This is a genomic window from Nonomuraea sp. B208, from assembly GCF_057536035.1.
In genome coordinates this window covers 332870-357545 of the sequence record NZ_BAAJOU010000027.1, presented here as the reverse complement: position 1 = coordinate 357545, position 24676 = coordinate 332870, and the positions used below count along the sequence as shown (strand labels likewise).

Sequence of the window (24676 nt, the reverse complement as noted above, 5' to 3'; positions counted from 1 at the left end):
GATCTACCGCATCACCCGTCACAGGCTGAAGGAGCAACATGCCCACCACGCCCCCGTCCGGCGACTGGTCCGGGATCGGCTGGAACGACTGGAGCGACCTCGCTCTCATCCGCGCCCGCCTCGACGCCGGCGCCGACCCCCACGGGAACGTGTACTACTACGGCCGGCCGTTACGCGCCGCCGCCGCGTACGGCTCGCCCGAGGTGGTCGCCGAGCTGGCCCGGCGGGTCGACGACGTCGACGCCGAGTACGAGGGCCGCACCGCGCTCTGGGAGGCCGTCTTCGCCGACCGCCCCGGCAACGCCCGCGTCCTGGCCGACGCCGGAGCGGACCCGTGGCGGCCGATGATGTCCGGCTGGTCCCCAGGACGGCTCAGCCTGGCCACGCCGACCCCGGACCTGTTCCCCCTGCCGCCGGGCGAGCCGGGCCTGTCCCCCGCCGAGTCCGCCGCCGTGGCGGAGGCCCGACGGCTGATCACGGCGCTCGGCGACTTCGAGGACGACGGCCTGGGCCTGGCGTGCGTGGCCGGCGTCACCGCCGCCGAGGCGGTCCGCAGGCTGGAGGCCGAGCCGGTCGCGCAGGACGAGGTGGAGGAGGTCCTGGAGGATCCGGCCGAGCTCTGGGAGGACAACCTCGACCTGGTCGGCGTCACGGACGTGCCCGGCGGCTGCGTGATCACACAGCCCTGGAGCTTCGGCCCGTCGAGCCCCCGGGTCAGCGAACGCCTCTCGGCCGGCACCGTCTGCTACGGGCTGTTCGCCAACCCCAAGAGCGGCAACCAGGGCAGCGTCGCCCGCGACGGCGTCATTGTGGAGTGGGACACCCATCCGGGCGGCGGCAGCGTCTCGCCCGACCAGCCCGCCGCGGAGATCCTGGCGACGTACCTGTACCAGGGCCAGGCCATCGCCTACTGCTGCGCCGGCGCGGGCCTGCGGCTGCCCGACGCTCGTGCGATCATCGGCGAGTGCGACCTGTGGGTAAGACTTCCCGGCCATCTGGTCTGAGGCGGGTGTCACTCGTGGCGGCCATCGCCGCCACGCCTTTCCTCCTGTTGTACGCCGCCGTGACGGCCCCCCAGCGGATCACCGATCACCGCCTGGCGGGCCTGGAGGATCGAGCCCTCGACGATCCGCTGCCACCGGGCACGACGTTCGCCGGGTTCGAACCCCAGGGCCTCGTGACCGGAGACTCCGGCGACTGCTGGGCCGGCTTCGCCTTCAGCCTCCGTACCGATCGCCCGCCCGAGGAGATCAAGCGGTACTACGAGGCGGCCCCCTTCACGCGGTCCAGCGCGCACTTCTCCGAGCTGAGTGTCTTCGCCTCGCAGGAGTCCGCCGACCGCGTATGGGTCGCCTTCGACACGACCTACTCCGGCACCGCGGACCTCCGCTGCTGGTGAACGCCTTTCACGGTCCCGGTATCCAGAGCCGGACCTGCCGGGCGCGGAACTCCAGGGTGCCCGCGCCCTCTCCAGCGGGGGCCGGGAGGGGGCGGGGCGAGGCCGAGCCGACGGCGGCGGTAGGGACCGGCTCGTCACGAGGTCCGGCCCTCTCTCTAGCTGAGCCAGGGACGCGCAACCCGTGCCCCTTCAGAGCACCCGTGCGGCCAGGATGCAGACGTCGTCTTCCACGTGACCGCCGTCGAGGCGCTCCAAGATGCAGTCGATCACCGCCTCGGGATCCTCCTGGTAGCAGTCCTGCGCGGTCGAGAGCAGCACCTGGATGCCCACGTCGAGGTCCCGTCCGCGCTTCTCGATGATCCCGTCGGTGTAGAGCAGGAGCAGGTCGCCGGCCTCCAGCTCGGTGGTGTTCAGCTCGTAGTCGGCTTCGAAGGCGCCGAGCAGCGGCCCCGACGCGCCGTCCAGCAACCTGGCGCAGCCGCCCCGTACCAGCATGGGGGCGAGATGCCCGGCATTCGCCCAGACGAAGGTGCGCTTTGTGGCGTCGAAGTGGCCGACGACCATGGTGCCCGTGACGGGGTTGACGCTCTGGGCGAAATCCATGATCACGCTGTTCAGGAAGGTCACGAGCCGGTTCGCCGGTTCGCCGGTGTAGGCCAGCCCGGCCAGCCCCGCGCGCAGCTGAAGCATGAGGCCGGCAGCGGCCAGGCCATGGCCCATGGCGTCCCCGACCGCCAGCAGCACCTTGTCCTCACCGAGGCGCCGCGCCTTGAAGAAATCGCCGCCCAGCCGGGCGAGCTCCTCGGCCGGCAGGTAGCGCACGCCGACGGCCAGGCCCGGCAGGTGCATGAAGCGCTGACGGTTCGGCAGGATCACGGCCTGGAGATGTTCGGAGACCCGCTGCTGCTCCAGCGCGCGTTCCTCCTGCCGCACCGCCTGGGCCTGAATCCTGGCCATCGACCGCTCCCTACGCCGGTTACGCGTCACGTCCTGGACGAGGAAACGCAGCTTGACCGGCAGGCCCTCGGAGTCCAGCAGCGGTTCGGCCACGACGCACAGGTGTCGCGTGCCGTGCCGGTGCCTGACTCTGAACTCCGTCTCGGCCGACTCCCGGCACTCCAGCAGCGTGTCGATCAGATCCTCGACAGCGGCCAGGTCCTCCGGCACCGCCAGCTTGGGCAAATCCTCCAGGGCGATCGGCTTTTCGCCGGGGTCGAGGCCCAGCATGTCGTACATCTGGGGCGTCCAGATCACCTGCCACGTGGCAAGGTCCCACTCGCCCCAGCCGAGCTCCGCCAGCCGCTGGGCGCGGGACCAGCCGGAGATCAGCATGTCCTTCTCGTCGAGCACGCACCAGCTCAGCAGCATGCCGTCGATCACCCGGGCGGCGCGCACGGTCATCGTGACCGGCCAGAACCGCTCGCCCGAGATCTCCAGATGCTCGATCGCGCGGCGGAAGTAGGGCTCACCGCTCTCGTACGCCCTGATGTAGTCCTCCAGCAGCCCGGAAGTGCCGATGCCCGGGCTGATGGACATCAGCCGTCTGCCGATCATGTCGCACCGCTGGCCGGCCGGCGTCGTGCAGTGGCTGTTGGCGGCCAGGACGCGGAAGCCGACCACCCGCCCGACGGAGTCCCTGACCGGACAGAGCCAGGCGGCGGAGTCGTGGAAGGTTTCGAGCAGGGGATGGACCCAATCGGCGACCTCGGGCAGCGGACTGTCGTCCGGCGGCGGGGGCTGCACCATCCGAGCAGCTTCGAGCAGTTGCACCCCGCTGTTCTTCGCCATCTGCTTGAGCCGCTCGGCCGCCTCGCTCGGGCGGATGTCCAGGGTCATCGCCAGGTTGGCGACCGCGGTGTCGAGTACGGCCCTGCGCTGGACGAGCTCGTGCACCCGGGCGAGCTGCTCACGCACCTTCGCCACGGTGGCGGCGCTCTGGAAACGGCTCAGCGGCATGGCGGTGTCCACCCGCTTCCCGTTCCGCCAGGAACGTACCGGAAACGCCGTGCGAGAAACGGTGACAGCCCTTTGGGCAATCCTGTGGGAGTCCGTGAGTGTCGCAGGGCTTTCATCTGGAGGCGTGGCCGTGGTGCACGCACGGCCCCATGCCGGCGGGAGGTCAGCTCAGCCCCAGGAGCAGGGTGGCCACGACCGGGGCGAGGTACAACACCGGGAAGACAACCGTTTTGTGCGAACGGGCCCTCAGCACCGTGAGGACGGCGCCGAGGAAGTACACCACCAGACCTATCCCGGCAGCGACCCCGATCGCGGGCACCGCCAGGCCGACGAGCAAACCGACCGCGCCCGCAGCCTTGGCCGCTCCCAGCCACGGCCACCACGACTTGGGCACGCCGTACTCGACCAGGGGCTTGGCGACGAAGTCCGCTTGACGCAGCAGCGAGAAGCCTGAGAAGCCGACCCAGGCGGCGGTCAGAACGGTGACGACGATGAGGGTGGTGGACATCAAATCTCCTGTAGCGACGTGGTGCATCACGGTCACTGGTACGGACCGTGCGAGCGTGCCGGCAATGCGGTACCAGGTTCGCGCCTGCCCTCGCGGTGAACAACGACGATTCCGGCCACGGTTCGTTGAGCGATAGATTCACGATCGGGAGGCGGGATGGAACTGCGCGACATCGAGATTTTTCTGGCGCTGGCCGAAGAACTGCACTTCGGCCGTACCGCCGAACGCCTGCACGTGACGCCGTCGCGGGTGAGCCAGGCGATCAAGAAGCAGGAGCGGCGGATCGTTGCCGCGTTGTTCGATCGCAGCAGCCGGCACGTGGAGCTGACCCCGATCGGTCGTCGGCTCTTCGAGGACCTCCAGCCCATGTACCTCGGCATGCGCGAGGGCATCGACCGTGCCACCCGCGCCGCTCGCGGCAAGACGCAAGTCCTGCGCATCGGCATGATCAACGCCAACCACGAGGACCTGCGTCCGCTGCTGGACGCCTTCGAGGCCCGCCGCCCCACCTGCGACCTCAACATCCGCTACGTCGGTTTCAACGATCCCTTCGGGCCGGTACGGACCGGGGCCGTCGATGTGCAGGTCGCCTGGCTGCCCGTCCGGGAGGCCGATCTCACCGTGGGCCCGGTCGTCTACATCGAGCCGGTGGTCCTGGCCGTCGGTGTCGGTCACCGGCTGGCCGCGCGGGCATCGGTCTCGTACGAGGATCTGGCCGATGAGGTGGTCATGGGGGGCGCGCGGCCCGACTACTGGCGTGAGGCGCTCGTCCCCCGGCATACGCCGACGGGAAGGCCGATCCCCATCGGTCCTGTCGCCAACAACTCGGCCGAGATGCTGCCCCTGCTCTCCAACGGCGAGGCCGTCTCTCCCGCTCACGCCCACGCCGCCCGCTACTTCCCCCGTCCTGACATCGCCTATGTACCGATCCGCGACGCACCGCCCGCTCAGTGGGCGCTGATCTGGCGCACGGCCGCGCAGTCCGATCTGATCCAGGACCTCGTCCGCGCCGCGCGCCACCTCGGCGCGATCACGTCCCCGGAACTCGAAGCTCACGCTCCCCGCCCTTGAACGGTCGGCCACCGTCGCGGGTGTGTCGCCGACATTCGGCACCGTCGAGGCCGGTCGGCACCTGCCGGAGAGTGTTGCTGGGGCCGTGCGCTCGGGCGAGGAGACCTGTGCGCGCATCGCTGCTGAAGCAGACCCCCGCCGACGTCGCCCAATCTGCTGAGCTGCGACTACAGCAGCCCACAGCCCGGTTCTGGCGTATTCCGGAACTAGCGGCATTTTCCTGAGGTGAAGAACTTAGATCGGTTGACACACCAACCGGGGGTGGTCGCCGGAGCAGCCGATTCAAGTCCTGTTCAACTCCTCGTGTCGGCGCTGTTCACACGCCCCGTGATGACGGACGCGGCGTTACCGCGCCCTCAGCCGGAGGATGCGGCGGTGACGGCCTGGAAGGCGGCACTCAGAGCTCGGCCCTGTGCCGGCGACGGCTGGGCGTCGGCGAGAGCGTGGCACCCGTTGTAGTGCAGCATCACGATGCCCTCGTGCAGCGTCACGGCATGGATATCACCCCCTACGAAGGCCTGGCCGTCGCCCGCGCCCGCGTACAAGTACATCTCCGAACTCAACACCGGCCAGCGCCCCAACTCGAGCCCGGCGCCCCGGGCCAATAAGCTCATCCACCGCCAATGGTGACCTATGCCACATCACCGATAATTCACGGTATTCGCCCACTGGCAGTGATATTTCTGTGATCAAGCCCGATTCCTGTACGGGGCAACAAACAGGATCCGGGCTCAGGGAAACGGGGGAACGAGCGAGTGCCCACTCGCGGATCGGTCGCGCCCTCATCCCTTTCCATACCATTACGAATGGGAGTTGCATGCGATTCTCCGCATCCGTCGGGCGGCTGGCGCTCGGGCTGACCACTGTCGCCGCGCTCACCGCGGCCACCAGCTTCGAGGCCGTGGCTGCCGTGGAGCCGAGCCCGGAGGCGGCCGCGTCCGCTCAGGCCGCGAAGACCGGCGAGGCCGTGGCCGTGCCGAGCCTGACCGACGAGACCAGCACCACCGTCGCCAACCCCGACGGCAGCTTCACCGCCACCATCACCTCCGGCCCGTCCAACGTCCGGATGGCGGACGGTACCTGGAAGGCCGCCGACCCCACGCTGGAGGCCCAGGGCTCGGTGCTCAAGCCGCGCGTGTCCGAGGTCAAGGTCGAGGTCTCGGCCGGCGGCGACGGTCCGCTGGCCAAGCTCGTCGATGCCGAGGGCCGCGTGTTCGCACCCCGGTGGCCCACGCCCCTGCCCAAGCCGTCGGTGAAGGGCAACGTCGCCACCTTCACCAACGCGGCCGGTCAGGGGGCCGACCTCGTGGTGACCGTGCTGCCGACCGGATTCCGGTACGACGTCGTGCTGCGCGAGAAGCCCGCGGGGCCGCTGGAGCTGCGCATTCCCGTGGACACCCAGGGAGTGGACCTCCGGGCCGACGCCGACGGGGGCCTGGAGCTGAGGAGCGCCGACGGCAAGGTGGCCGCCGCCGCGGCGCAGCCGCTCATGTACGACGCCACCGGGCGCGGCAAACCGCGCGGCGGCGCGGTCTCCAAGGTCGCCGGCACGGTCGAGACGCAGAACGGGGTAAAGGTCCTGGTCCTGAAGCCGGACGCCTCGTACCTCGCCGACCCCGCCCGCGCCTACCCTGTGATCATCTCTCCGGCGATCACCTTGCCCGGCGTCGTCACCGACACCGACGTGGCCACCTCCTGGGCCTCCCACCCGGGCGACCCCATGATCATCGCCGGCACCATGCCGTGGGAGAACGGCGAGGGCGGCGACATCATGCGCAGCCTGGTCAAGTTCGACACCCGGAAGATCACCGGCAAGCGCGTCATCCTGGCCGGCCTCGGCATGTGGAATCTGGAGACCAACGCCTGCGGGATCGCGGTCGGCTCCGGCCTCACCGCCGAGCGCGTCACCAGCTCCTGGGACGAGACCGACCTGAACTGGGACAACAAGCCCACCACCACGCGCCAGGGCGCCAGCACCACCCGCGTGGGCCGCGGCCGGACCTGGACCGAGCCCTGCGCCGCGGGCGCCGGCTACCTCGCGTGGCCGGTGACCGACATCGCCAAGGCATGGGCCGGCGGCGCCCCCAACTACGGCATCCAGCTGCGCGGCGCGGACGAGACCGAGAAGACCAACTGGCGCGCGTTCGCCGCCTCGGAGAACCCGGACGCGGGTGTGAAGCCGCCGACCCTCACGGTCGTCTACTGGCGCTGACGCCTCCGCCGACGTTCCGCCCTTCAGACGCCGCCGCCCGCCCCGCGGGCGGCGGCGTCCCAGTGCGCCGACCGGTACGAGGCCTGCAAACAGGCCCGCTGTCGGCGCCGAGGCGGCGTAGCGCGTCGTACCAGAGGAAGAAGGCGGCCGCAGTGACGATCGCGCCCACGACCCATCAGCACGACACGATCGGCCAGGCAGTGAGCTGGATTCAGATCGGCGCGCTGCTCCCGGTCGTCGACGGCCTCCTGGGCCGGACAGCGCCACGACGCGCTCGCCGGCGACCGGCGGACGCCGTGACGCAAGCCATGGCCTGGCAGGCCCTGGGGCGTCTACCGGCGGCGGCGAGGCATCAGGTGAGCCTTCAGGGCGCAGCTGATGAGCTCGCTGCGTGATCTGGCGCCCGTGGTGTCGACCAGGTCGTCGATGACGTTCGTGTCCGCCTCCGTGGCTTGGAAGGACCACAGGCGCCGACCGTCTCGCACGGCGGCCGCCGTGGTCTACCCGCCATGCCCGGGGCGGGAAGAGGGCTGTCCTCCCGTTGTACGGGCCCGCGTGCCTGCGGGCGCCCAGGCCTGACCAGTTCGGCACGTCTGCCCCTTTGGCGGTCATCGCCAGTCAGCCTCAACCCGGCCACAAGGCGCAAGCGGAACCCTCGGCCCATGCGCGTGAACAAGATCGCCTGGTCGGCCGCGGCGCTCGCGGTGGCCGTCGGGCTCACCACACTCGCCGCACCCGCCGCGGCGGCGCCTGCCAGCACCGTCAAGAGCGACTTCAACGGGGACGGTTACAACGACGTCGCCGTCGGCATGCCCCTCTATCCGGGCTATGCCGGCACCGACAACACCGGCATGATCGCCATCCTGTACGGCGGCCCGAACGGGCTCAGCGGCGCCAAACAGCTCATCCGGCCCACGCCCGGCTGCTCGGGTGAGTCGGCCGGCGTGTGCCGCGGCTGGGGGAAGGGGCTGGCCGCGGGCGACGTCGACGGCGACGGCAGGACCGACCTGGTCACCGCGGGCTACCGTGAGCGGCACACGTTCTCCTGGACCTCGGCGGGCGTCACCCGGCAGGGCGGCTCCAGCTCGTCGTACTACCAGGGGCTGACCGTCGGCAACGCCGACAGTGACCCGCGGACCGACGTCGTGGGGCTGTTCGCCCCGGGTTACTACTCCGTCTTCGGCGGCTGGTACAACGGTGGCGCATTCGAGAAGACCGCGTTCGGCACCTCCACGCCCCCCAGCGGCCCCATGCTGCAGTCGACTCTGCTCGGCACTGTGAACGGCGACGACATCATGGAGGCGATCGTGCTGGTCGTCCCGTCCGTCGGTCACTCCAACGGTGCGCTCTGGTATATCGACAGTCCGCGCGACCCGACGCACACCCCCATGCTCATGGGCAGCACGGCGGCCTGCGAGACCCCCGACGCGACCAAGCCCGTCTGCACCAAGAACGATTCGCAGCTCGGCCTCGGCGACGTGAACGGCGACGGCTACCGCGACGTCGTCATGGTGACGCCCAGCACCGGCACGGTGCACGTCTGGTACGGCTCCTACTACGGCGCCGGCATGTACCAGCCCGGCTTCACGGCCCGCAACCTGTCCTGGCTGACCACGCTCGGGTCCACCGACATCACCGTCACCGTCGGCGACGTCAACGGCGACGGCCGCGGCGAGATCGCCGTCGGCCTGCCCAATGCGACCATCGCGGGCAAGGCGGCCGCGGGAGCCGTGGCACTGATCCCCGGGACCACCTCGGGCCCGGACGTCTCCGCTGCCCAGATCCTCACCCAGGACGGCATCGCCCCACCCGGCACGGCGCCTTCGGCCGATCCGATCGCCGAGGAGTCCGTGACGGACGACCGCATGGGCGAAGCCGTCTCGATCATCGACGTCACCGCCGACGGCAAGGGCGAGCTGATCGTCGGCGTTCCCGGCAAGAACGGCGGCAGGGGCATGCTCGCGGTGCTTCCCGGCACCGCCACCGGGGTCCCGTCCGCTGCGCAGTCCGTGCACGCGATTCCCACCGGGGTGAGCGCCGCGGATGCCCGCTTCGGCGCCGTCATGCTGAAGTAGCGCCACTGCGGGCGACGTCGATCCGGGAGGAGGAACAGCGGGGACAATCAGCAGTGGCGGGTGCTGGTGGTGTTCACGCTGCGCAACGCCGCCCTGTCCGAGCTGAGCGCTTGTTCAGCGCTGTCCTCTTGTATGGCCCTGACATGCTGAACCGAGAGGCCCCCGCGCCCCCCATGAACTACGAGGGGGCCCGGGGCTCTCTCCGTGCGCAGTTCCCCCGGCCAGGACTGGGGTTCTCGGACTTTCCCGACAGGCCCACGCGTGCGTACGCGCGCGAGCCGGGAGAGTGGACCTGTGACCTGCAACGTACTTTGGCCGGGAATCTGCAACATTACTTGGCCTCGTAGGTCACAAACAGCAGGGCGATGGCCTCAGTGGTGGTGGTGTCCGGGATGTCCGGGCCCAGGTGGGCGAAGGCTGTGGTCAGGACGATGGCGAGCTCGCCGGCGGCCAGGGTGCAGTAGGGGTGGACGAAGCCGATATGGCTGTAGAGCTGCGGATAGGGGGCCAGGCGCTGTCGATGCCGGGCATGCCGATGAGGATCAGCCCGAGGTTGCTGCGGTCATAGAAGTCGCGGACCTGCTCGATGGCGCGGGTGGTGAGCCGTTCGGACTCATCAATGATGACGAGGCGAGCGCGGCTTGCGCTGTCGCCGGCGTGATCCGAGGCGAGCCGTGGTTCCACCCCACGCCTCGAAGAGGCGGTCGATCTCCATGGTCAGGTCGACCCATCGACGTTCCCGAGCCGATCGACCAGACCACGGCACGCTTGAGCACGTGACTGCTGCCACGACCAGACCTCTCCCGGCTCGGTCTCCACGCTACGAGGGGAAGTGCAGTCGGCCGCCGCCGAGTCGGAACTCGTCCCCGACGACCGTTTCCGACCCACTCCCGGCGTCTCTCACCTCGCCCCACGACGTCGTCTCGGATGTCGAGGCTGTCACGTAGTTGCGCAGCGTGGTCTCTCGGCCATCGACGCCGCAGCGGCAGGCCGTCCACCAGAACGCTCCAGCCTCGGGAGGAGACCGTCCCTGGCGAGCATCACAGGTAGGTGACGCCCGTCAGGCGTTCGGACAGTTGCCACAGCCGGGCGGCCGTGCCGGTGTCGTGGAGGGCGCGTTCGCGGGTGCGGCGTACGGGCTCGCCGCGCAGTTGCAGCGGTCCGTCGGGCACGATGTAGCTGCCGCCGGGCAGGTCCGGCACGGTCGCCGCGTACAGCGAGGTCTTCGCCCCTTCCGGCGTCGGCCGGAAGGCCGCGCGCACCAGCAGGCGCGTGAGGGCCGCGTACAGTGCTCCTCTGCTGCTGTTGGCTCCGCCGGTGAGCACGTTGGTACGGGTGAGCCCGGGGGCGACGGCCATGCTGCGCAGCGCCACTCCGGCGGCCTCGGCCCGGCGCTGGAGTTCCGCGGCGAAGTAGAGGTTGGCCCGCTTGGACTGCACGTAGGCGAACGCCGTGCGGTACCCGCGCTCGGCGTTGAGGTTGTTCAGGTCGAAGCGGGCGAAGCGCTGGCCCTCGCTGCTGACGATGACCACCCGTGGATCGGGCGCGGCGAGCAGGTGCGGCAGCAGCCGGCCGGTCAGGGCGAAGGTGCCCAGGTGGTTGATGCCGAACTGCGACTCGAACCCGTCCACGGTCCGGGCGTAGGGCACCATCGCCACACCGGCGTTGTTCACCAGCAGGTCGAGCCTGCCACGGTCCCAGCCGGCGGCGAAGTCCTGGATGGAGGCCAGGCTGCCCAGGTCGACCCGGCGCAGGTCCAGTCGCGCGCCGGGCACCTCGGCCTGCATGCGGGCCAGCGCGAACCGCCCTCGTTCCGGGTCGCGGCAGGCCAGGACGACGTGCGCGCCGCGGCGCGCCAGCTCGCGGGCGGTGACGTAGCCGATGCCGCTGTTGGCGCCGGTCACCACCGCGACACGGCCGGTCTGGTCCGGGATGGAACGCAGGCTCCAAGCGGGAGTGTGGTGCATGATGTGCCGCCTTGAGGGGATGGAGATCGATTTATCGCAACTTCGAGTTGCGATATGGTGATCCTGTCAGCTCGCCCCGGAATATCGCAACTCGGAGTTGCAATGCCGTCCGATTCCTCCACCGGCCGCCCCGTCGGCCGCGGCGCCAAGGTACGCGCCGCCGTCCACGCCGCCACCCTCGCCGAGCTCGTGGACAAGGGCTACGCCGCCTTGACCGTCGAGAACATCGCCCAGCGCGCCGGAGTCCACAAGACGACGGTGTACCGGCGATGGAAAGATCGCGAGAGCCTGCTCACCGACGCCCTGGCCGAGCACATGGCGACGGACATCCCCGTGCCCGACACCGGAGCGCTCGAGACCGACCTGCGGGCTCTGGCCCGCTCGATCGTCCAGGCGTTCAACAGCCCGGCCGGGCAGGCCATCCTCGCCGCCATGTTCACCGGGGCAGCTCACCTCCCGGAGATCGCCGCGGCCCGGCGGCACGTGTTCGACGACCGGCTCGCCAGAGCCCAGCCGGTGGTGACGCGCGCCGTCGAGCGGGGCCAGCTGCCCGAAGGAACCGATCCCGCCGAGTTGCTGAAGACCCTCGCCGCACCGATCTACCTGCGTCTGCTCATCACCGCCGAACCGGTCGACGAGGCAACCGCCGACCAGACGGTCCGCGTCACGCTCGCCGCCGCGCGCGCCGGCGCCCTGCGACCGGTCCGCGACGATCCGCCGGTCGGCGAGTGATCCGGGCCCTGCTTGCTCCATCGCCGTCCGGTCAGCTCCAGCCGGCCGACGGCGTCGAGGTCGTCGATGGTGGGGCGGAGCCGGGCGGCTCGACATGAAAGCTGGCCCGCTGTGGCCTGCGGCAACGGTCTACTTCGGGACTCATCGCACGGACCCGAGCACCGCACCGCATCAGGCGCGTCCTACGTCCCGCACTCTGAGGAGGCACCTTCGAGGGTGGTCGGGCGACCACCCGCACTCCGTCCGGGGGGATCGCCGCTCAGCGGGGCAGCACAGCCCGCCCCGGCGCGGCCATCTGCGTCACCGCCGGCCTTCGGCGGCTTCGCCGTCCAGACCTGTCACGCCGGCCAGGAGATCGTCGAGCCCTGCCCGGATGGCCTTGCAGGTGAGCCCCTGCTCTCCGCCCATCCGGTAGGCCAGCAGGTTCGCGGCCAGCGGGGCGAGTAAGGCGTCGGCGAGGTAGGACGCGTCGCGGCCCGGCCTGGCTTCAGCGATCAGGATCGCCAGGTGGCGGTGGTAGGCGTGATAGGCCCCGCCGAAGCGGGCGAACGGCGCTGCGGTCTCCGCTACGAGCAGGAGGTCGAGTTGGTTGACGGTACGAGTGGCCAGCGCGTGCAAGAACGCGCGGATCCGCTCGGCCGCGGGCGCGCCGGGACCGAGCGGCGGTGGCCCGCCCAGGTATGCCGCCTGGAACTCCCGCTCGCGCCGGTCGATGAGCGCGTGGGCGAGGCCGGCCCTGTCGCCGAACCGGCGATAAAGCGTGCCGACGCCCACACCCGCCGCGGCAGCAACATCTGCCATGGACAGCGCTTCCACGCCGCGGGCAGCCATGATCTCCTCCGCGGCGGCGAGGATCTTCGCGCGGTTGCGCGCCGCGTCCGCGCGCTCGTCGCTGCGCTGATCACTGGACCCGTCGCCCGCGTCGTCCCGCATCGAGGATGGCCGGCTCTGCGTCACGGCGTAAGCCTACCGGGTTGCGATCCGGAATCGATTCCGGTTAACTCTATCCGGAATGAGTTCCGATTCAGCGGGGAAGGTGAACACCTTGCTCAATGGACGGGTGGCGCTCGTCACCGGAGGCAGCCGCGGCATCGGCGCGGCAATCGCCCGCCGGCTGGCCGGCGAGGGCGCGGACGTCGCCATCACGTACGCACACGCCGCCGAGCGGGCGACTGCCGTGGTGACGGAGATCGAAGCGATGGGCGTCCGCGGACTCGCCCTGCCGGCAGAGGCGACGGACGCGGCGGCATTGGTCGAGGCGGTCGAGCGCACGGTCACCACGCTGGGAGGACTCGACATCCTGATCAACAATGCCGGCATCGCCCCATACGGCCCGCTTGAGGACGTCACGCTGGCGGACGTGGACCGGACTCTGGCCATCCACGCGCGGGCATCGTTCGTGCTCGCCCAGGCCGCCGCGCGGCACATGGGAGATGGCGGGCGGATCATCAGCATCGGCAGCGCCCTGGTCGAGCGGGTGACATCGCCGGGCTGGACCCTGTATTCGATGAGCAAGTCCGCGCTCATCGGGCTCACCAAAGGGCTGGCCCGCGATCTCGGCCCTCGGGGCATCACCGCCAACCTCGTCCACCCCGGTTCGACCGACACCGAGATGAACCCGGCAGACGGGCCGGACGCGCCTGCCGAACGCTCCTACACCGCGCTGGATCGCTACTGCGACCCCGACGACATCGCCGCGACCGTGGCGCACCTGGCCGGACCGGGGGCGCGCAACATCACCGGGGCGTCCATCGCCGTGGACGCCGGGACCACGGCCTGACCGCGATGGCCTGGTCGCTTCTGGTCGCCGCCGCCCTGCTGGAGATCGTGTGGGCCGTCGCACTCGAACGGTCCGACGGATTCACCAGGTTCGGCCCCACGGCGGTCGGCGTGATCGCCGCCGTGCTCAGCTTCGTCCTGCTCGCCTTCGCTCTTCGCACGCTTCCGGTCGGCACCGCGTACGCGGTCTGGGTCGGGCTCGGCGCACTCGGCGTCGCGCTCGCCGGAATCTTCGTCTTGGGCGAGAGCACATCCGTGGCACGCCTGGCCTGTCTCCTCCTCATCCTCATCGGCGTGGTCGGTCTCAGGCTGCTCGAAGGCTAGAGACAGGCAAGCCTGGCATCGGGCGGTACAGGAACGACGAAAAGGTATCGAGGATCGTCTGGATCACCGTGACCACGCGGCCGTCGGCGTACCCGGCCGTCTCGATGTCGGTGCCGGCGCGGCTGCGGATCGGCGCCCCGAGGTTGACGATGAGCAAGGCCGACGGCAATGCTCCCCCGCCATCGCCGGTACTCTTCCCGCTCGTCAGCCAGGACGCCCACCCGCGGATTCCCGGGACGTCGGTCCTCTTCAAGAGCCGCCGAAAGCTGCCGTCTCGCCTCGGCCTCCCGCTGTTGTTCCGCCTTGCGTTCGCCTCCCCCGAGGCGGTGCGCCTGCTGCACGAGCACGGCTGCGACGCCCGCCCTCTCGACGGCGGCTTCCTGTCCTGGCGGCGCGGGACAGACCCTCGCGCGCAACGCGGAAGACGCAAACTTTCCCGGCTGACCGCACATCCAACGCTCCGTGGAGCCATTGATCGACGGGGACCCTCAGTACCTGGGAACGTACTGGCTGGCCGGGCGGCTCGGCGCGGGCGGCCAGGGGGTGGTCTACGAGGGGTACGCGGAGGACGGCGCCCGCGTCGCGATCAAGGTGCTGCACAGCGACCAGGCCGCCGGCCAGCTGGCCAAGGAGGCCGCGGCGGCCCAGCGGGTGGCGTCGTTCTGCACGGCGCGGGTCATCGAGGCCCGGCTGGAGGGGGCCAGGCCGTACGTCGTCAGTGAGTACGTCGCGGGCCCGAGCCTGCGCGCCGCCGTCACCGCGGGCCGCCGTTTCTCTGGCGATGACCTGCACCGGCTGGCGACGGCGGTGGCCACCGCGCTGACCGCGATTCACGACGCGGGGGTGATCCACCGCGACCTCAAGCCCGACAACGTGCTGCTCGGCCCGGACGGCCCGCGCGTGATCGACTTCGGAATCGCCAGGACGGCCGAGATGTCGCTGACCGCGACCGGCCTGGTCAGGGGGACGCCGACGTACATGGCGCCAGAGGTGTTCACCGGCGACCGGGCGGGGACGCCCGCCGACGTGTTCGCGTGGGGCGCGATCATGGTGTACGCGGCAACCGGCAAGGACCCGTTCGAGGCCGAGGCCCTGGGCGCCGTCATGCACCGGGTGCTGTCGTCCGTCCCGGACCTGGGGGCGCTGCCCGGCTCGCTGCGCCCGCTGGTCGCGGCGGCGCTCAGCAAGGAGCCGCTGCGCCGGCCGAGCGCCCGCGAGCTGCTGCTCGCCCTGGTCAGCGGAGGGCCGGACCTGGGCCAGTTGCTCGCCGAGGGCGGCAGGGAGGCTGCCGGAGTGACCGGCGCCGCCGATCCCGGCCTCGGGGCGCTGGCCGAGGACGCGTACGGGATGCTCGCCCCGGAGGAGCGGGAGCTGGTGCCTGAGGTGTTCCTGAGGCTGGTCACGGTGGGTGAGAACGGCGGGCTGTCGGCGTGCCGGGCGGAGCTGCCCGAGCTGGTCGAGGGCAGGTCGCTGCCCGAGGTCTCGTCGGTGAACAGGATCCTGGAGGTGTTCGGGTACCTGCTGGGCAGGGACGGCGAGTCGGTCTGGCTGACCCGTCCTGCGCTGCCGCGCGCCTGGCCGCGCTACCGCCGCTGGGTGGAGGCCAACCGGGACGGCCTGGCCGTGCACCGGGAGATCCTGACCGCGGCGCGGCGCTGGGATCGGTCGGGCCGCAGGGACGGCGACCTGTTCCAGGGCTCGGCCTTGGAGAACGCCCTCCAGTGGGCGGCCACCGCCCGCAGGAACATCACCCTCTCCCCCACGGAACGCGACTTCCTGGAGTCCGCCGCCGCACTGACCAGGCGCAGGTCCAGGCGCAGCCGCCTGGTCACGCTCAGCCTGGCGGGGCTGCTGGCGATCGCGCTGGTCGCGGGCGGCCTGGCGGTGCAGCAGGGCAGGCTGGCCGACGAGCGGGCGGCCCGCATCTCCGTTCAGCTCGGCCAGGCGGAGGCGGCGCGACTGGCACAGGTCGCGGACACGTTCCGGCACAGCGATCCCCGCCTGGCCATGCACCTCAGCCTGGCCGCCTGGCGGCTGGACCGCACGCCGCGGACCAGGACGGCGCTGACGGCCTCGCTGACGCAGCGCGAGGTGTCGATGTTCAGGGACCCGGCGACGGCGGGCGACACCCTTCGCGTGCTCAGCGCGGACGGCCGGACGATGGCCAGCGTGAGCGGCGACGCGGTACGGCTCTGGGACGTGACCACGGGCAGATCCGCGGGCGGGATCGCCAGGCTGGGGCTCGGGGACGTCAGCCCGGCCGACGCCGCGCTCTCCCCGACCGGCCGCCGGGTTCTGGTGGCCACCGGCACGCAGGCCGGGGTGTGGGAACTGCGAACGGGCCGGCGGATCGCGACGTGGCGGTTCGACAAGGAACTCGGGCAAGGCGTGGACCTGCCGGTCACCGTGGACTACGGCAGCGTGGACAGATACGCGGTGGTCCGCATCGACCACGACGACTACCTCTGGGACCTGGAACGGAACCGCCGCGCCAAAACCGCCGACACGCTCGGCCCCATGACACCGTCGGGAACGGCCATCTACTCCTCCGGCTCCGTCTCGCCCACCCGGATCGACCGGCGGCGCGTCCCGGACCTCGCCACGCAGGCCACCCGCCGCGCGGCCGGTCGGTGCGACCTGTGCGGATGGCCGCTCGCCCTCACGCCGGACGGCCGCGGGCTGGCGCAGGCGGTGCACGACGGCCTGGTGATCACTTCGGTCGCGGACGGCTCGGTCATGGACACGATCGGGGACCGCGGCGTCCTCTGGAACCAGGGCGAGGTGACCTTCAGCGCCGACGGGCGGCTGCTCGCCACGGCTACCCGCGACGACATCCAGGTGTGGATGCGGGAAGGCCACTTCCTCACCAAGGTGACGCTTCCTGACGGCCTGTCGGATGAGACCCTGGCCCAGGGTGCCATCCCCCAGGTCGCCTTCGACGGCCGCGTCCTGCGCTACCTCCTGGTGGACCGGGTCATCACCGTGAACCTCGCCGACCTGTCGCCGGCCTCAGGGGGGACGTCCTGGGCGGAGGCCGCGCTGACTCCGGGACGCCTGCTGGGGGCCAAGACCGACGGCCGTGAAGAGGTCCACATGATGACGCCAGGCGGGCCGGGTGAGATCCTTCAGCGCCGGGCCGACGACGATGGGCCGACCGCGCTCGCCCTCAGCCAGGACGGGCGCCTGGCGGCCGTCGGCGGCTCCCGGACGATCTCCGTGCTGGACGTGAACGCCCGGCGGGAGCTGGCCAGGCTGACCCCTGCCACCTTCACCACCACCGAACATGTGGCGTTCAGCCCGGACGGGACGCGGCTGGCCACGGTGGTGGAGGGGCCGGAGGATGGCGCCGCCCGCACGTACTCGCTGGCGATGTGGGACTGGAAGGCCCGCCGCCTGCTGTGGTCACACGACGTGCGCCGGGCTCAGGACGTGGAGTTCGCGCCGGACGGCAGGACGCTGGCGGTCGCCACCGACGCCGAGCGCCTCTACGACGCCGCTTCCGGCCGGCCGATCGGCGGCCCGTTCGGCGGCGCGGGCCAGGGCATCACGCTCACCGACGCGGTCTTCACCCGGGACGGCCGGTCGCTGGCCATCGTGGACTCGCGCGGGCGCCTGACCGTCTACGACGTGGCCACCCGCCGCCCGGCCGGGGAGGCGATCAGCGGGAAACTCAGCGGGTACGCGGTCAGATCGCCTCGCGAGGACGTCGTCGCGGCGGTCACCCGGGACGACCGGGTGCAGCTGTTCGACTTGGCGGGAAAGGCATCGCTGGGTGTGCTGGCCGACGCCAACCAGGACGGGGTGCGGGCCCTGGCCTTTGCCGCCGACGGTTCGAGGGTGCTGGTGCTCGACGGTAACGGGACGATACGCGAGCAGCTCGTCGAGCCGGGCGCGGTCGCGGCGGCGGTGTGCGCCCGGGCCAGGAACCCGTTGAGCAGGACGGAGTGGGCGCGTTACGTCACGGGTGCGCCCTATCGCGAGACCTGCCCTCGACCATGACGGCGCCGGCCTGCCAGAGATCGCTCGCCTCCTAGCTAGGTGGGTGTGCCGGGCCGACTGGTGGCACATGACGGCTTTTGTTCCGCGGGGACCCCGAAAGCTCCTGTCTCATCCCGACATGCGATACCTCGCTCACGTCTGACCGACGGCCGGACAGCGGCTCCCGGGAATGTCCCCGTCCGCCCGGGACAGCGGTCCCTGATCGGGCCGGGTACATCCGACCGCGTGCGTGGCCGTGCTCCCTGGGCGCCCGGGGCGCTCCGGCGGGAAAGTGCTGCCACCGACCCGCGCACCCGAGGAGCATCATGTCCAGCCACGTCGCGCCCAACAATGTCGATCCGCAAGAGCCCGGCCCAGACCAGGATCTCCGGTCTCCTGCTGGCCGACGGAGCCGTCGCTTGGAGCGTCGGCACCGTGATCGTCGGCGACAGGGTTCAGGAAGGCGTCCAGACGCTCGACACAGTCACCGGCATGGTGTCCGTCGCCGGACTGCTCGCGTTCGTGTGGACTGTGCACGTCACGCGCTCCGCCGGCGACGGATGGACCCGCGTGATCCCGGTGGGCCTGATGGCGCTGCTGCCCGGCGCGTTCGTGGCCAACGCGCTGTCCTTCGGCGGTGAGGTCTCGGGGCCGATGGGCAACGGGCTGGTCTGGAACTGGCCGCCGCGGTGGACCAGCAGCTTGCCGTTGCGGCGGCGGAGCCGCCGGTCCGGCTGAGGTAGCAGGTGTCGCCCTGGGAGAGCGCGCCCTGGATCTTGGGCTGGACCATGGCGTACGCCTCGGCGGGCTCGCCGGCGCCGCCGCTCGACGATCGCAGCCTCCTCCAGGCCGTCGCGTCGGAAAGCGATCCGCCCGGCTTTCGATCTCGCCCGGCGAAAGGGGCGGATCTCAGGCCGCGAGGCCGGCCTTCACCTGGCGGGTCACGTCGTCGGCGAGGATCTCGCGGGCCCCGGTGGCGATGCCGTCGAGGGCGAGCGCGGCCACGATCGCCGGGTCGGTCTTCTGCTCGGCCGGAACGTGGGCGGCCATGTCGGTGTCCATGTAGGCCACGTGCAGGGCGGAGACGGCGATGCCGCGCGGGGCGAGCTCGTCGCGTACGGCGTTGGTGAGCGCCCAGGCGGCCGCCTTCGCGGCGCTGTAGGCGCCGGCCCCGCCCGGGTGCAGCCAGGAGAGCACGGAGAGCACGTTGAGGATCGCGCCGCCGCCGTTCGCCTCGATGAGCGGGGCGAAGGCGCGGGTCACGCCGAGTGTGCCGAAGTAGTGCGTCTCCATCTCAAGGCGGATCCGGTCGAGGTCGCCGTGGACCAGGGACTGGCCGGTGCTGGAGCCGGCGTTGTTGATCAGCAGGGTGACGTCGGGGGCCGCCTTGGCGACACGCTCGACCGAGGCCGGATCGGTGACGTCGAGCTGCAGGGGGAAAGCGCCCGCAAGGTCGACGGCGGACGGGTTGCGGGCGCCGGCGTACACCTTGGCGCCGCGCTCGAGCAGTTGCGCGGCGAGGACGCGGCCGAGACCGCGGTTGGCGCCGGTGACGAGGGCTACGGAAGTCGTGAGGTCCATGCCCGTTAGATTACGCCTGACATCTAAATTGAGCAAGGTGATAGATGACATCCACCATCTATACTTGCCGGTATGGGACGGGTGTCGCAGGCGCAGGCGCGGGAGAACCGCAAGCGGATCGTCCAGACGGCGGCCCGGCTGTTCCGCGAGCGCGGCGTGGCCGGGGTCAGCGTGGCCGACGTGATGGCCGAGGTGGGGCTCACCCACGGCGGCTTCTACAAGCAGTTCGCCTCGAAGGACGCGTTGGTCGCCGAGGCGGTGGCGCAGGCGTTCGGTGAGGCTGGAGAGCGCCTGGCGGCGGCGAGCCGGGAGGACTTCGTCCGGGGATACCTGTCCGCGGAGCACCGTGACCGGCGCGGCGACGGCTGCCCTGCGGCAGGTTTCGGGGGCGATCTCTCGCACGATGACCAGGGGACCGCTGTCGACGCTTACGCGAAAGGCGTCGATCGTTATGCCCGGGAACTGGGCAGCCTCGCCGACGTGGCCACGCTCGTGGGCGCCATCGTGCTCGCCCGCGCCACCGCCGGTACGGAGATCTCCGACCGCGTGCTCGAGGCCGCCCGCCAGGCGCTGATCAGCGGCGACTGAACTGCTCATCGAGGTGCCGAGCGCGGCGCCTCCCCGACGTCGCCATCGTGCCGCCGACTCGAAGCTATCGCCGTGCCGACCCGGCGGCACGATGGCGATCACGCACGAGGCGCTGCGCGCCAGCGCCGTCGGGTTCCTGCTGAAGGACACCCCTCCCCGCGACCGCGCGGCCGCCGTCCGCACCGTCGCCGCCGGCAACGCCATGCTCGCCCCCACCGTGACCAGGCGGCTCATCAGCGCGTTCACCGAACGGCGCCACCCCTCCAGGTCCGGCGACGCCCGGCGACTCCTCGGCGAGCTGACCGACCGCGAGCACGAGGTCGTCCTCGCCGTCGCCCGCGGCCTGTCCAACCGGCAGTTCGGGCGGGAGCTGGCCATGTCCGAGACGACCGTCAAGGCACACGTCAGCCGCGCGCTGGCCAAACTCCGCCTCACCAACAGGGTGCAGGCGGCGATCCTGGTCCACGAGGCCGGCCTCCTCTGACCCCGTTGCCGTCGAACCTGGAGTCCGTGCTTGCCCCATCGGCGCCAGGTGCGACCTCATCGTCGCATCCCTGCCGCCGGGCCCCGGCCCTCCGAGTGTGTGTCCATGAACGCATCGGCGCGACTGCGCCATCCCAGCAAACGCGAGCAGCCTACGTGCGTGACGTGACGGACCGGCCTTGGAACTGGCTGACCGGCAGGTTCGCTCGGCCGTTGGCGAAGGTGCCGGCGAGGATGACGCCGACGGGGAGCTTCGGCTTCGCGTCCGGGCGGTGTGCGGGCGCGTCGGCTACTCCTGAGATGCCGCGCCGAAGCGGAGGAAGCCGGCGATGCGGGGGGAGAACGTGAGCGGGGTCTGCTCGCCGAGCGACGAGCGCAGGCCCGCCGCCACCTCGGCGTCCGGCTCACCGAACACCTCGAAGTGCTCCACCCGGCAGTGCTTCATCACGTCCTGGATGAACGGGTCCGCGAGCTTCCAGTGCAGGCGGACCGCGTCGGAGTCCCGGTAAAGCTGGAAGCTGTGCGCGAGCATCCGCTTCTCGTCCACGAAGGTCTGCACCATCAGCTGCGGGCCGTGCTGCTGGGCGAACTCCACGGCTCGGGCGATGGCGTCGCGGAAATCCTCCAGGTGGCCGTCGGTGATTCGCATGGTGTTGCGGAAGAGGAGGAGTGTTTCGTCCTGGTGGCTCATGACGCGGTTCAGGCTTCCTTCTCCAGCAGCTCGAACAGGCTCGAGAAGCCCTGTTCGCCGTGGCCGTCGGCGATCCGGCGATCCATCAGTGCCTTGACCTGGCGCATCCGCACGGCTTCCACGCCGGCGGACTCCCGGTGGTCGATCATGTCGTCCATCAGCGCGGCCTGGACGCGGAGCGGACCGAGGTCCGGCGGGCGTTCGCCGCTCGCGACCGCCTTGGCGATCCCGGTCAGCAACGGCGGATAGGCGGCCAGCGAGCCGGCGAAGCGCTCAGCGAACTCCGTCACATCGCCCCCTTCCGCCCGAACCAGCTTGAGCACGTGCAGAAAGCCGATCAGCATCTCGTAACCCATGGCGACCTGGGCCATGAACTCCACGGCGGCGAAGCCGGGGTCCTCGCCGTGGTAGCCGACGCCGCCCAACACCCGCAGGGCCGACTCGTGGGCGTCGAAGGCGCTGCGGGAACCACTGAGCAGGACGGTGAAGTTCGGTGTGCCGACGTACGGCGGGTCTCCCATGAGTTTGCCGTCGATGTACTCGGCGCCGCGCTCACCCGCCCAGCGCTCGTTGGCGCGCGCCTGGGCGGGTGAGCCGCTGGTGAGATTCACCAGCACCTTGCCGGCGACCACGTCATCGACCGAGGCCAGCACTTCGTCGACTGCTGCGCCGTCGAGGAGACAGACCACGACGAGCGGGCTGGCCGCCACCGCCTCCGCGGCCGTGGCGGCCACGGTGGCGCCGACGTCGACCAGCGGCGCGCTCTTGCCTGCCGTTCGGTTCCAGACCGTTGTGCGATATCCGCCTTCGACGAACGTTGTGGCGATCGCCGATCCCATGGTGCCGAGACCGAGCACGGTGACCCGGTTCGCCGCGGTGGTGGGGGTGTCGGTCGTTGCTGTTGTCGTCGTCATGGTGCTGCCTTTCGTAGGGCCGGATCGTCGACGTCAGCCGGCGAGCGCGGCGGCGATGGCGGGGCCGAACGCGGCGCCGAGCAGGTAGCAGAGGTTGAACTGGCCCATCGCCGTCGATCTGGCGCCGTCGGGCACCGCGGCGGCGGCGCGTGCCGCGAACGCCCCTTGTCCGGAGGCGGCGGCGAGGGAGGTAAGCGCCTGGGCGATGAGGAGGACGGCCGGCGAGAGGCTGAAGCACGCCAGTCCCACGCCTGCCGCCGCCAGCCCGGGGAAGAGCCCGGCAACGGCCTTCACCGGCGCTTTCGCGGTGGCGGCGATCATCCCGTAGGAGGCCAGCCCGCCGAACATCAGCGGCCACAGGATGGCGGCTCCCACCTGGCCGCTGGTCCAGCCCGCCTGCCCGGCGAGCAGGGCGGGCAGCAGATAGATCATGCCGAAGTTGGTCGCGGCCAGCAGGAACGCCAGTCCGGATGCCAGCAGGAACACCGGAGCGCGGACGATCGAGGCGGGCACGAATCCGTCGCGCCTGGACCGTAGGTGCAGCGCCAGCAGGCCACCGGCGGCCACGGCGGCCGTCCCCGCGACCGGCCATGAGTGGGGCACGAACACCAGCGCGGTGACCAATGCCGTCAGCAGCACCGCACCCACCGGGTCGAAGGGAGCGGTCGGCGCCGGGTCGGCGGGTCGGTGGCGCAGCACGCCGGGAACGGCGAGCAGGCTCAGCGCGGGCAGGGCCAGGCCCGCCTGCCAGGACAGCAGCTCTCCGGCCAGATCGGCGATCAGCGGCGCGGTGGAACCGACCGTCGCCAGCGAGGCCGTGACGAGTCCCATGGAGCGCGCCGAGCGGGTGAGGCTCATGGCGATCGTGGTGAACCCGGCAGTGCCGAGCCCTTGAGCCGCGCTGCCCAGCACGAGCGACGGCAGCCAGGGCACGCTCACCACGAGCACTGCGCCCAGGGCGACCAGCGCGGCACAGGTGAGCAGGGCCCGGCGTACGCCCTGGTGGCTCTGCAAGCCCGCCATCAAGGGGGTGCCGATCGCGATGGCCCAGCCGAAGGCGGTGACGATCCAGGTCACGGCACCCAGAGTCAGTCCGAGGTCGCGGGCGGCGTCCGGCAGGATGAGGCTGGGCCCGGCGATCCCGAAGGAGAGCGGTCCCGCCAGCAGCGCCAGCCAGGCCGCCGGAACCCCGCGGTCCGGAGCTCCGAGCTGATCGGGCGCTCCGGCGTGGGTGAAGGGGGCTGGGGATGAGCTGCTCATCTGTCCTCCCCGCTCACGGACAGCACCGGGTAGTCGGTGTAGCCGCGGTGGTCGCCGCCGTAGAAGGTCCTCGGGTCGGCCTCGGTGTACGGTCCGTCCGCCGCGATCCTGGTGGGCAGGTCGGGGTTGGCCAGCCACAGCCGGCCGAAGGAGATCGCGTCGGCCAGGCCGGAGCGCAGCGCCTCGATCCCGTCCGCGGGGTTCGCCGGCTCCTCGCCGCTCCGCGGGTGCGGGTTGAGGACGAGCGGACCCTCCCACTCGGCGCGGATGAGCTTGGTCACGTCGCGTGTGTCGTTCTCCGAGACGTGCAGGTACGCCAAGTCGTACGGTGCCAGCGCGCGGGCCAGCTCCGTGTAGAGGATCTCCGTGTCGCTCTCCTTCATGCCGTTGTAGGAGATGCCGGGAGAGATCCGGATGCCGGTACGGCCAGGCCCGATCACGTCGGCGACGGCCTGCACGACCTCCACGGCGAACCTCAGCCGTCCTGCCACCGAACCGCCGTAGGCGTCGGTGCGCCGGTTGGTGTTGTCCGACAGGAACTGGTGGATCAGGTAGCCGCTGGCGCCGTGCAGTTCGACCGCGTCGAAGCCGGCCTCCATCGCCAGCCGGGCCGCAGCGGCGAAATCCTCGATGGCCTGGTCGATGTCGGCCAGCGTCATCTCCCGCGGCGTCGGATGATCCAGCAGCCCTTCGGGGGTGTAGAGCCGCTCTCCGGAGCAGATCGCCGACGGAGCGAGGGGAAGCTCCCCTCCGGGATACAGACAGGGATGGCCGATCCGCCCGGAGTGCATGATCTGGACCGCGATGCGGCCGCCTCGCCGGTGCACCGCGTCCGTGACCACCCGCCAGGCGGCCATCTGCTCCGGCGTGTGCAAGCCAGGGGTGTCGATGTAGCCCTGGCCGATCACGCAGGGCTGGGTGCCCTCGGTGATGATCAGACCGGCGGCGGCGCGCTGGGCGTAGTACTCGGCGGTCAGTTCACCGACCAGCCCGCCCCGTGCCCGGCTGCGCGTCATGGGCGCCATGATCAGGCGGTTGGGAAGATCCAGCTCGCCGATGGTCACCGGCGTGAGAAGCTCGTTCACGTCACCCTCCTCGTCACGGGATCGTCTTCGTTGCCACGAAGGTATGAACGGGCGTCTACGGGCCGAATCGGTA

The 24676-nt window shown here is 71.0% G+C and carries 23 protein-coding genes and 1 pseudogene; 12 read left to right on the top strand and 12 right to left on the bottom strand.

The features are described 5' to 3' along the window. Positions 1-38 precede the first annotated feature (38 nt). Both AC27IY_RS33215 and AC27IY_RS33210 read left to right on the top strand, forming a co-directional pair. Positions 39-1004 (top strand): ankyrin repeat domain-containing protein, encoded by a 966-nt coding sequence (locus tag AC27IY_RS33215; RefSeq protein ID WP_487180348.1) that lies wholly within the window; start codon positions 39-41, stop codon positions 1002-1004. 14 nt (positions 1005-1018) lie between these two features. Continuing rightward, entirely contained in the window at positions 1019-1399 is a 381-nt protein-coding gene (locus AC27IY_RS33210) for a hypothetical protein (protein ID WP_487180347.1), read from the top strand. A 189-nt stretch (positions 1400-1588) separates the two neighbouring features. On the opposite strand, the gene AC27IY_RS33205 is transcribed toward AC27IY_RS33210, so the two are convergent. Both AC27IY_RS33205 and AC27IY_RS33200 read right to left on the bottom strand, forming a co-directional pair. Then, entirely contained in the window at positions 1589-3367 is a 1779-nt protein-coding gene (locus AC27IY_RS33205) for a PP2C family protein-serine/threonine phosphatase (protein ID WP_487180346.1), read from the bottom strand. Between the two features lie 151 nt (positions 3368-3518). Continuing rightward, the gene (locus tag AC27IY_RS33200; RefSeq protein WP_487180345.1) at positions 3519-3863 is read right to left on the bottom strand and encodes a DoxX family protein; all 345 of its coding nucleotides are present in this window, start codon (positions 3861-3863) and stop codon (positions 3519-3521) included. Positions 3864-4019: 156 nt separating this feature from the next. Between AC27IY_RS33200 and AC27IY_RS33195 the strand changes: the two genes are divergently transcribed. Next, a complete protein-coding gene (locus AC27IY_RS33195) occupies positions 4020-4934 on the top strand; it encodes a LysR family transcriptional regulator (RefSeq protein WP_487180344.1) in 915 nt (304 codons plus the stop codon). Between the two features lie 356 nt (positions 4935-5290). On the opposite strand, the gene AC27IY_RS33190 is transcribed toward AC27IY_RS33195, so the two are convergent. Further along, the gene (locus tag AC27IY_RS33190) at positions 5291-5548 is read right to left on the bottom strand and encodes a hypothetical protein (protein WP_487180343.1); all 258 of its coding nucleotides are present in this window, start codon (positions 5546-5548) and stop codon (positions 5291-5293) included. Between the two features lie 203 nt (positions 5549-5751). Here AC27IY_RS33190 and AC27IY_RS33185 point away from each other — a divergent pair, with 203 nt between their 5' ends. Beyond that, positions 5752-7146: a DNRLRE domain-containing protein gene (locus AC27IY_RS33185; RefSeq protein WP_423449068.1), complete on the top strand. Its 1395-nt coding sequence runs from the start codon at positions 5752-5754 to the stop codon at positions 7144-7146. A gap of 662 nt (positions 7147-7808) precedes the next feature. Next, positions 7809-9221, top strand: a complete 1413-nt coding sequence (locus AC27IY_RS33180; RefSeq protein WP_487180342.1) for an FG-GAP repeat domain-containing protein — start codon at positions 7809-7811, stop codon at positions 9219-9221. Positions 9222-9644: 423 nt separating this feature from the next. Here the strand turns inward: AC27IY_RS33180 and AC27IY_RS33175 are convergent, their stop codons facing one another. Further along, the gene (locus tag AC27IY_RS33175; protein WP_487180341.1) at positions 9645-9905 is read right to left on the bottom strand and encodes an AAA family ATPase; all 261 of its coding nucleotides are present in this window, start codon (positions 9903-9905) and stop codon (positions 9645-9647) included. A 356-nt stretch (positions 9906-10261) separates the two neighbouring features. Beyond that, a complete protein-coding gene (locus AC27IY_RS33170; protein WP_487180340.1) occupies positions 10262-11188 on the bottom strand; it encodes an oxidoreductase in 927 nt (308 codons plus the stop codon). A 102-nt stretch (positions 11189-11290) separates the two neighbouring features. Here AC27IY_RS33170 and AC27IY_RS33165 point away from each other — a divergent pair, with 102 nt between their 5' ends. Then, positions 11291-11920 (top strand): TetR/AcrR family transcriptional regulator, encoded by a 630-nt coding sequence (locus AC27IY_RS33165; protein ID WP_423449060.1) that lies wholly within the window; start codon positions 11291-11293, stop codon positions 11918-11920. 300 nt (positions 11921-12220) lie between these two features. Here the strand turns inward: AC27IY_RS33165 and AC27IY_RS33160 are convergent, their stop codons facing one another. Further along, entirely contained in the window at positions 12221-12877 is a 657-nt protein-coding gene (locus tag AC27IY_RS33160) for a TetR/AcrR family transcriptional regulator (protein WP_423449059.1), read from the bottom strand. 79 nt (positions 12878-12956) lie between these two features. On the opposite strand from AC27IY_RS33160, the gene AC27IY_RS33155 reads away from it, so the two are divergent. Next, positions 12957-13700: an SDR family NAD(P)-dependent oxidoreductase gene (locus tag AC27IY_RS33155; RefSeq protein ID WP_487180339.1), complete on the top strand. Its 744-nt coding sequence runs from the start codon at positions 12957-12959 to the stop codon at positions 13698-13700. Between the two features lie 5 nt (positions 13701-13705). Continuing rightward, a complete protein-coding gene (locus AC27IY_RS33150) occupies positions 13706-14023 on the top strand; it encodes a DMT family transporter (RefSeq protein WP_423449058.1) in 318 nt (105 codons plus the stop codon). On the opposite strand, the gene AC27IY_RS33145 is transcribed toward AC27IY_RS33150, so the two are convergent. Continuing rightward, the gene (locus AC27IY_RS33145) at positions 14004-14180 is read right to left on the bottom strand and encodes a hypothetical protein (protein ID WP_423478415.1); all 177 of its coding nucleotides are present in this window, start codon (positions 14178-14180) and stop codon (positions 14004-14006) included. The two genes, AC27IY_RS33150 and AC27IY_RS33145, sit on opposite strands and share 20 nt — an antisense overlap. Positions 14181-14485: 305 nt before the next feature. On the opposite strand from AC27IY_RS33145, the gene AC27IY_RS33140 reads away from it, so the two are divergent. Both AC27IY_RS33140 and AC27IY_RS33135 read left to right on the top strand, forming a co-directional pair. Beyond that, the gene (locus tag AC27IY_RS33140; RefSeq protein ID WP_487180338.1) at positions 14486-18022 is read left to right on the top strand and encodes a protein kinase domain-containing protein; all 3537 of its coding nucleotides are present in this window, start codon (positions 14486-14488) and stop codon (positions 18020-18022) included. Positions 18023-18352: 330 nt separating this feature from the next. Beyond that, positions 18353-18739 carry a hypothetical protein gene (locus AC27IY_RS33135; RefSeq protein WP_487180337.1) on the top strand — a complete coding sequence of 129 codons (387 nt, stop codon included), beginning with the start codon at positions 18353-18355 and terminating at the stop codon, positions 18737-18739. A gap of 171 nt (positions 18740-18910) precedes the next feature. Here the strand turns inward: AC27IY_RS33135 and AC27IY_RS33130 are convergent, their stop codons facing one another. Beyond that, positions 18911-19582 carry an SDR family oxidoreductase gene (locus tag AC27IY_RS33130; RefSeq protein WP_487180336.1) on the bottom strand — a complete coding sequence of 224 codons (672 nt, stop codon included), beginning with the start codon at positions 19580-19582 and terminating at the stop codon, positions 18911-18913. A gap of 72 nt (positions 19583-19654) precedes the next feature. Here AC27IY_RS33130 and AC27IY_RS33125 point away from each other — a divergent pair, with 72 nt between their 5' ends. Both AC27IY_RS33125 and AC27IY_RS33120 read left to right on the top strand, forming a co-directional pair. After that, a complete protein-coding gene (locus tag AC27IY_RS33125; RefSeq protein WP_487180335.1) occupies positions 19655-20170 on the top strand; it encodes a TetR/AcrR family transcriptional regulator in 516 nt (171 codons plus the stop codon). A gap of 103 nt (positions 20171-20273) precedes the next feature. Further along, positions 20274-20654: pseudogene (locus AC27IY_RS33120) on the top strand (LuxR C-terminal-related transcriptional regulator); the annotation flags it as partial. Positions 20655-20942: 288 nt separating this feature from the next. Here AC27IY_RS33120 and AC27IY_RS33115 read toward each other — a convergent pair. From AC27IY_RS33115 to AC27IY_RS33100, 4 genes are read right to left on the bottom strand one after another with little or no spacing between them, the layout of a single operon-like run. After that, the gene (locus AC27IY_RS33115) at positions 20943-21344 is read right to left on the bottom strand and encodes a hypothetical protein (protein WP_449957835.1); all 402 of its coding nucleotides are present in this window, start codon (positions 21342-21344) and stop codon (positions 20943-20945) included. Positions 21345-21352: 8 nt separating this feature from the next. Next, positions 21353-22258 (bottom strand): NAD(P)-dependent oxidoreductase, encoded by a 906-nt coding sequence (locus AC27IY_RS33110; protein ID WP_487180334.1) that lies wholly within the window; start codon positions 22256-22258, stop codon positions 21353-21355. 33 nt (positions 22259-22291) lie between these two features. Continuing rightward, positions 22292-23518: an MFS transporter gene (locus AC27IY_RS33105; protein WP_487180333.1), complete on the bottom strand. Its 1227-nt coding sequence runs from the start codon at positions 23516-23518 to the stop codon at positions 22292-22294. After that, a complete protein-coding gene (locus tag AC27IY_RS33100; RefSeq protein ID WP_487180332.1) occupies positions 23515-24603 on the bottom strand; it encodes an alkene reductase in 1089 nt (362 codons plus the stop codon). The genes AC27IY_RS33105 and AC27IY_RS33100 overlap by 4 nt, the downstream gene beginning before the upstream one ends. Positions 24604-24676: the final 73 nt, after the last annotated feature.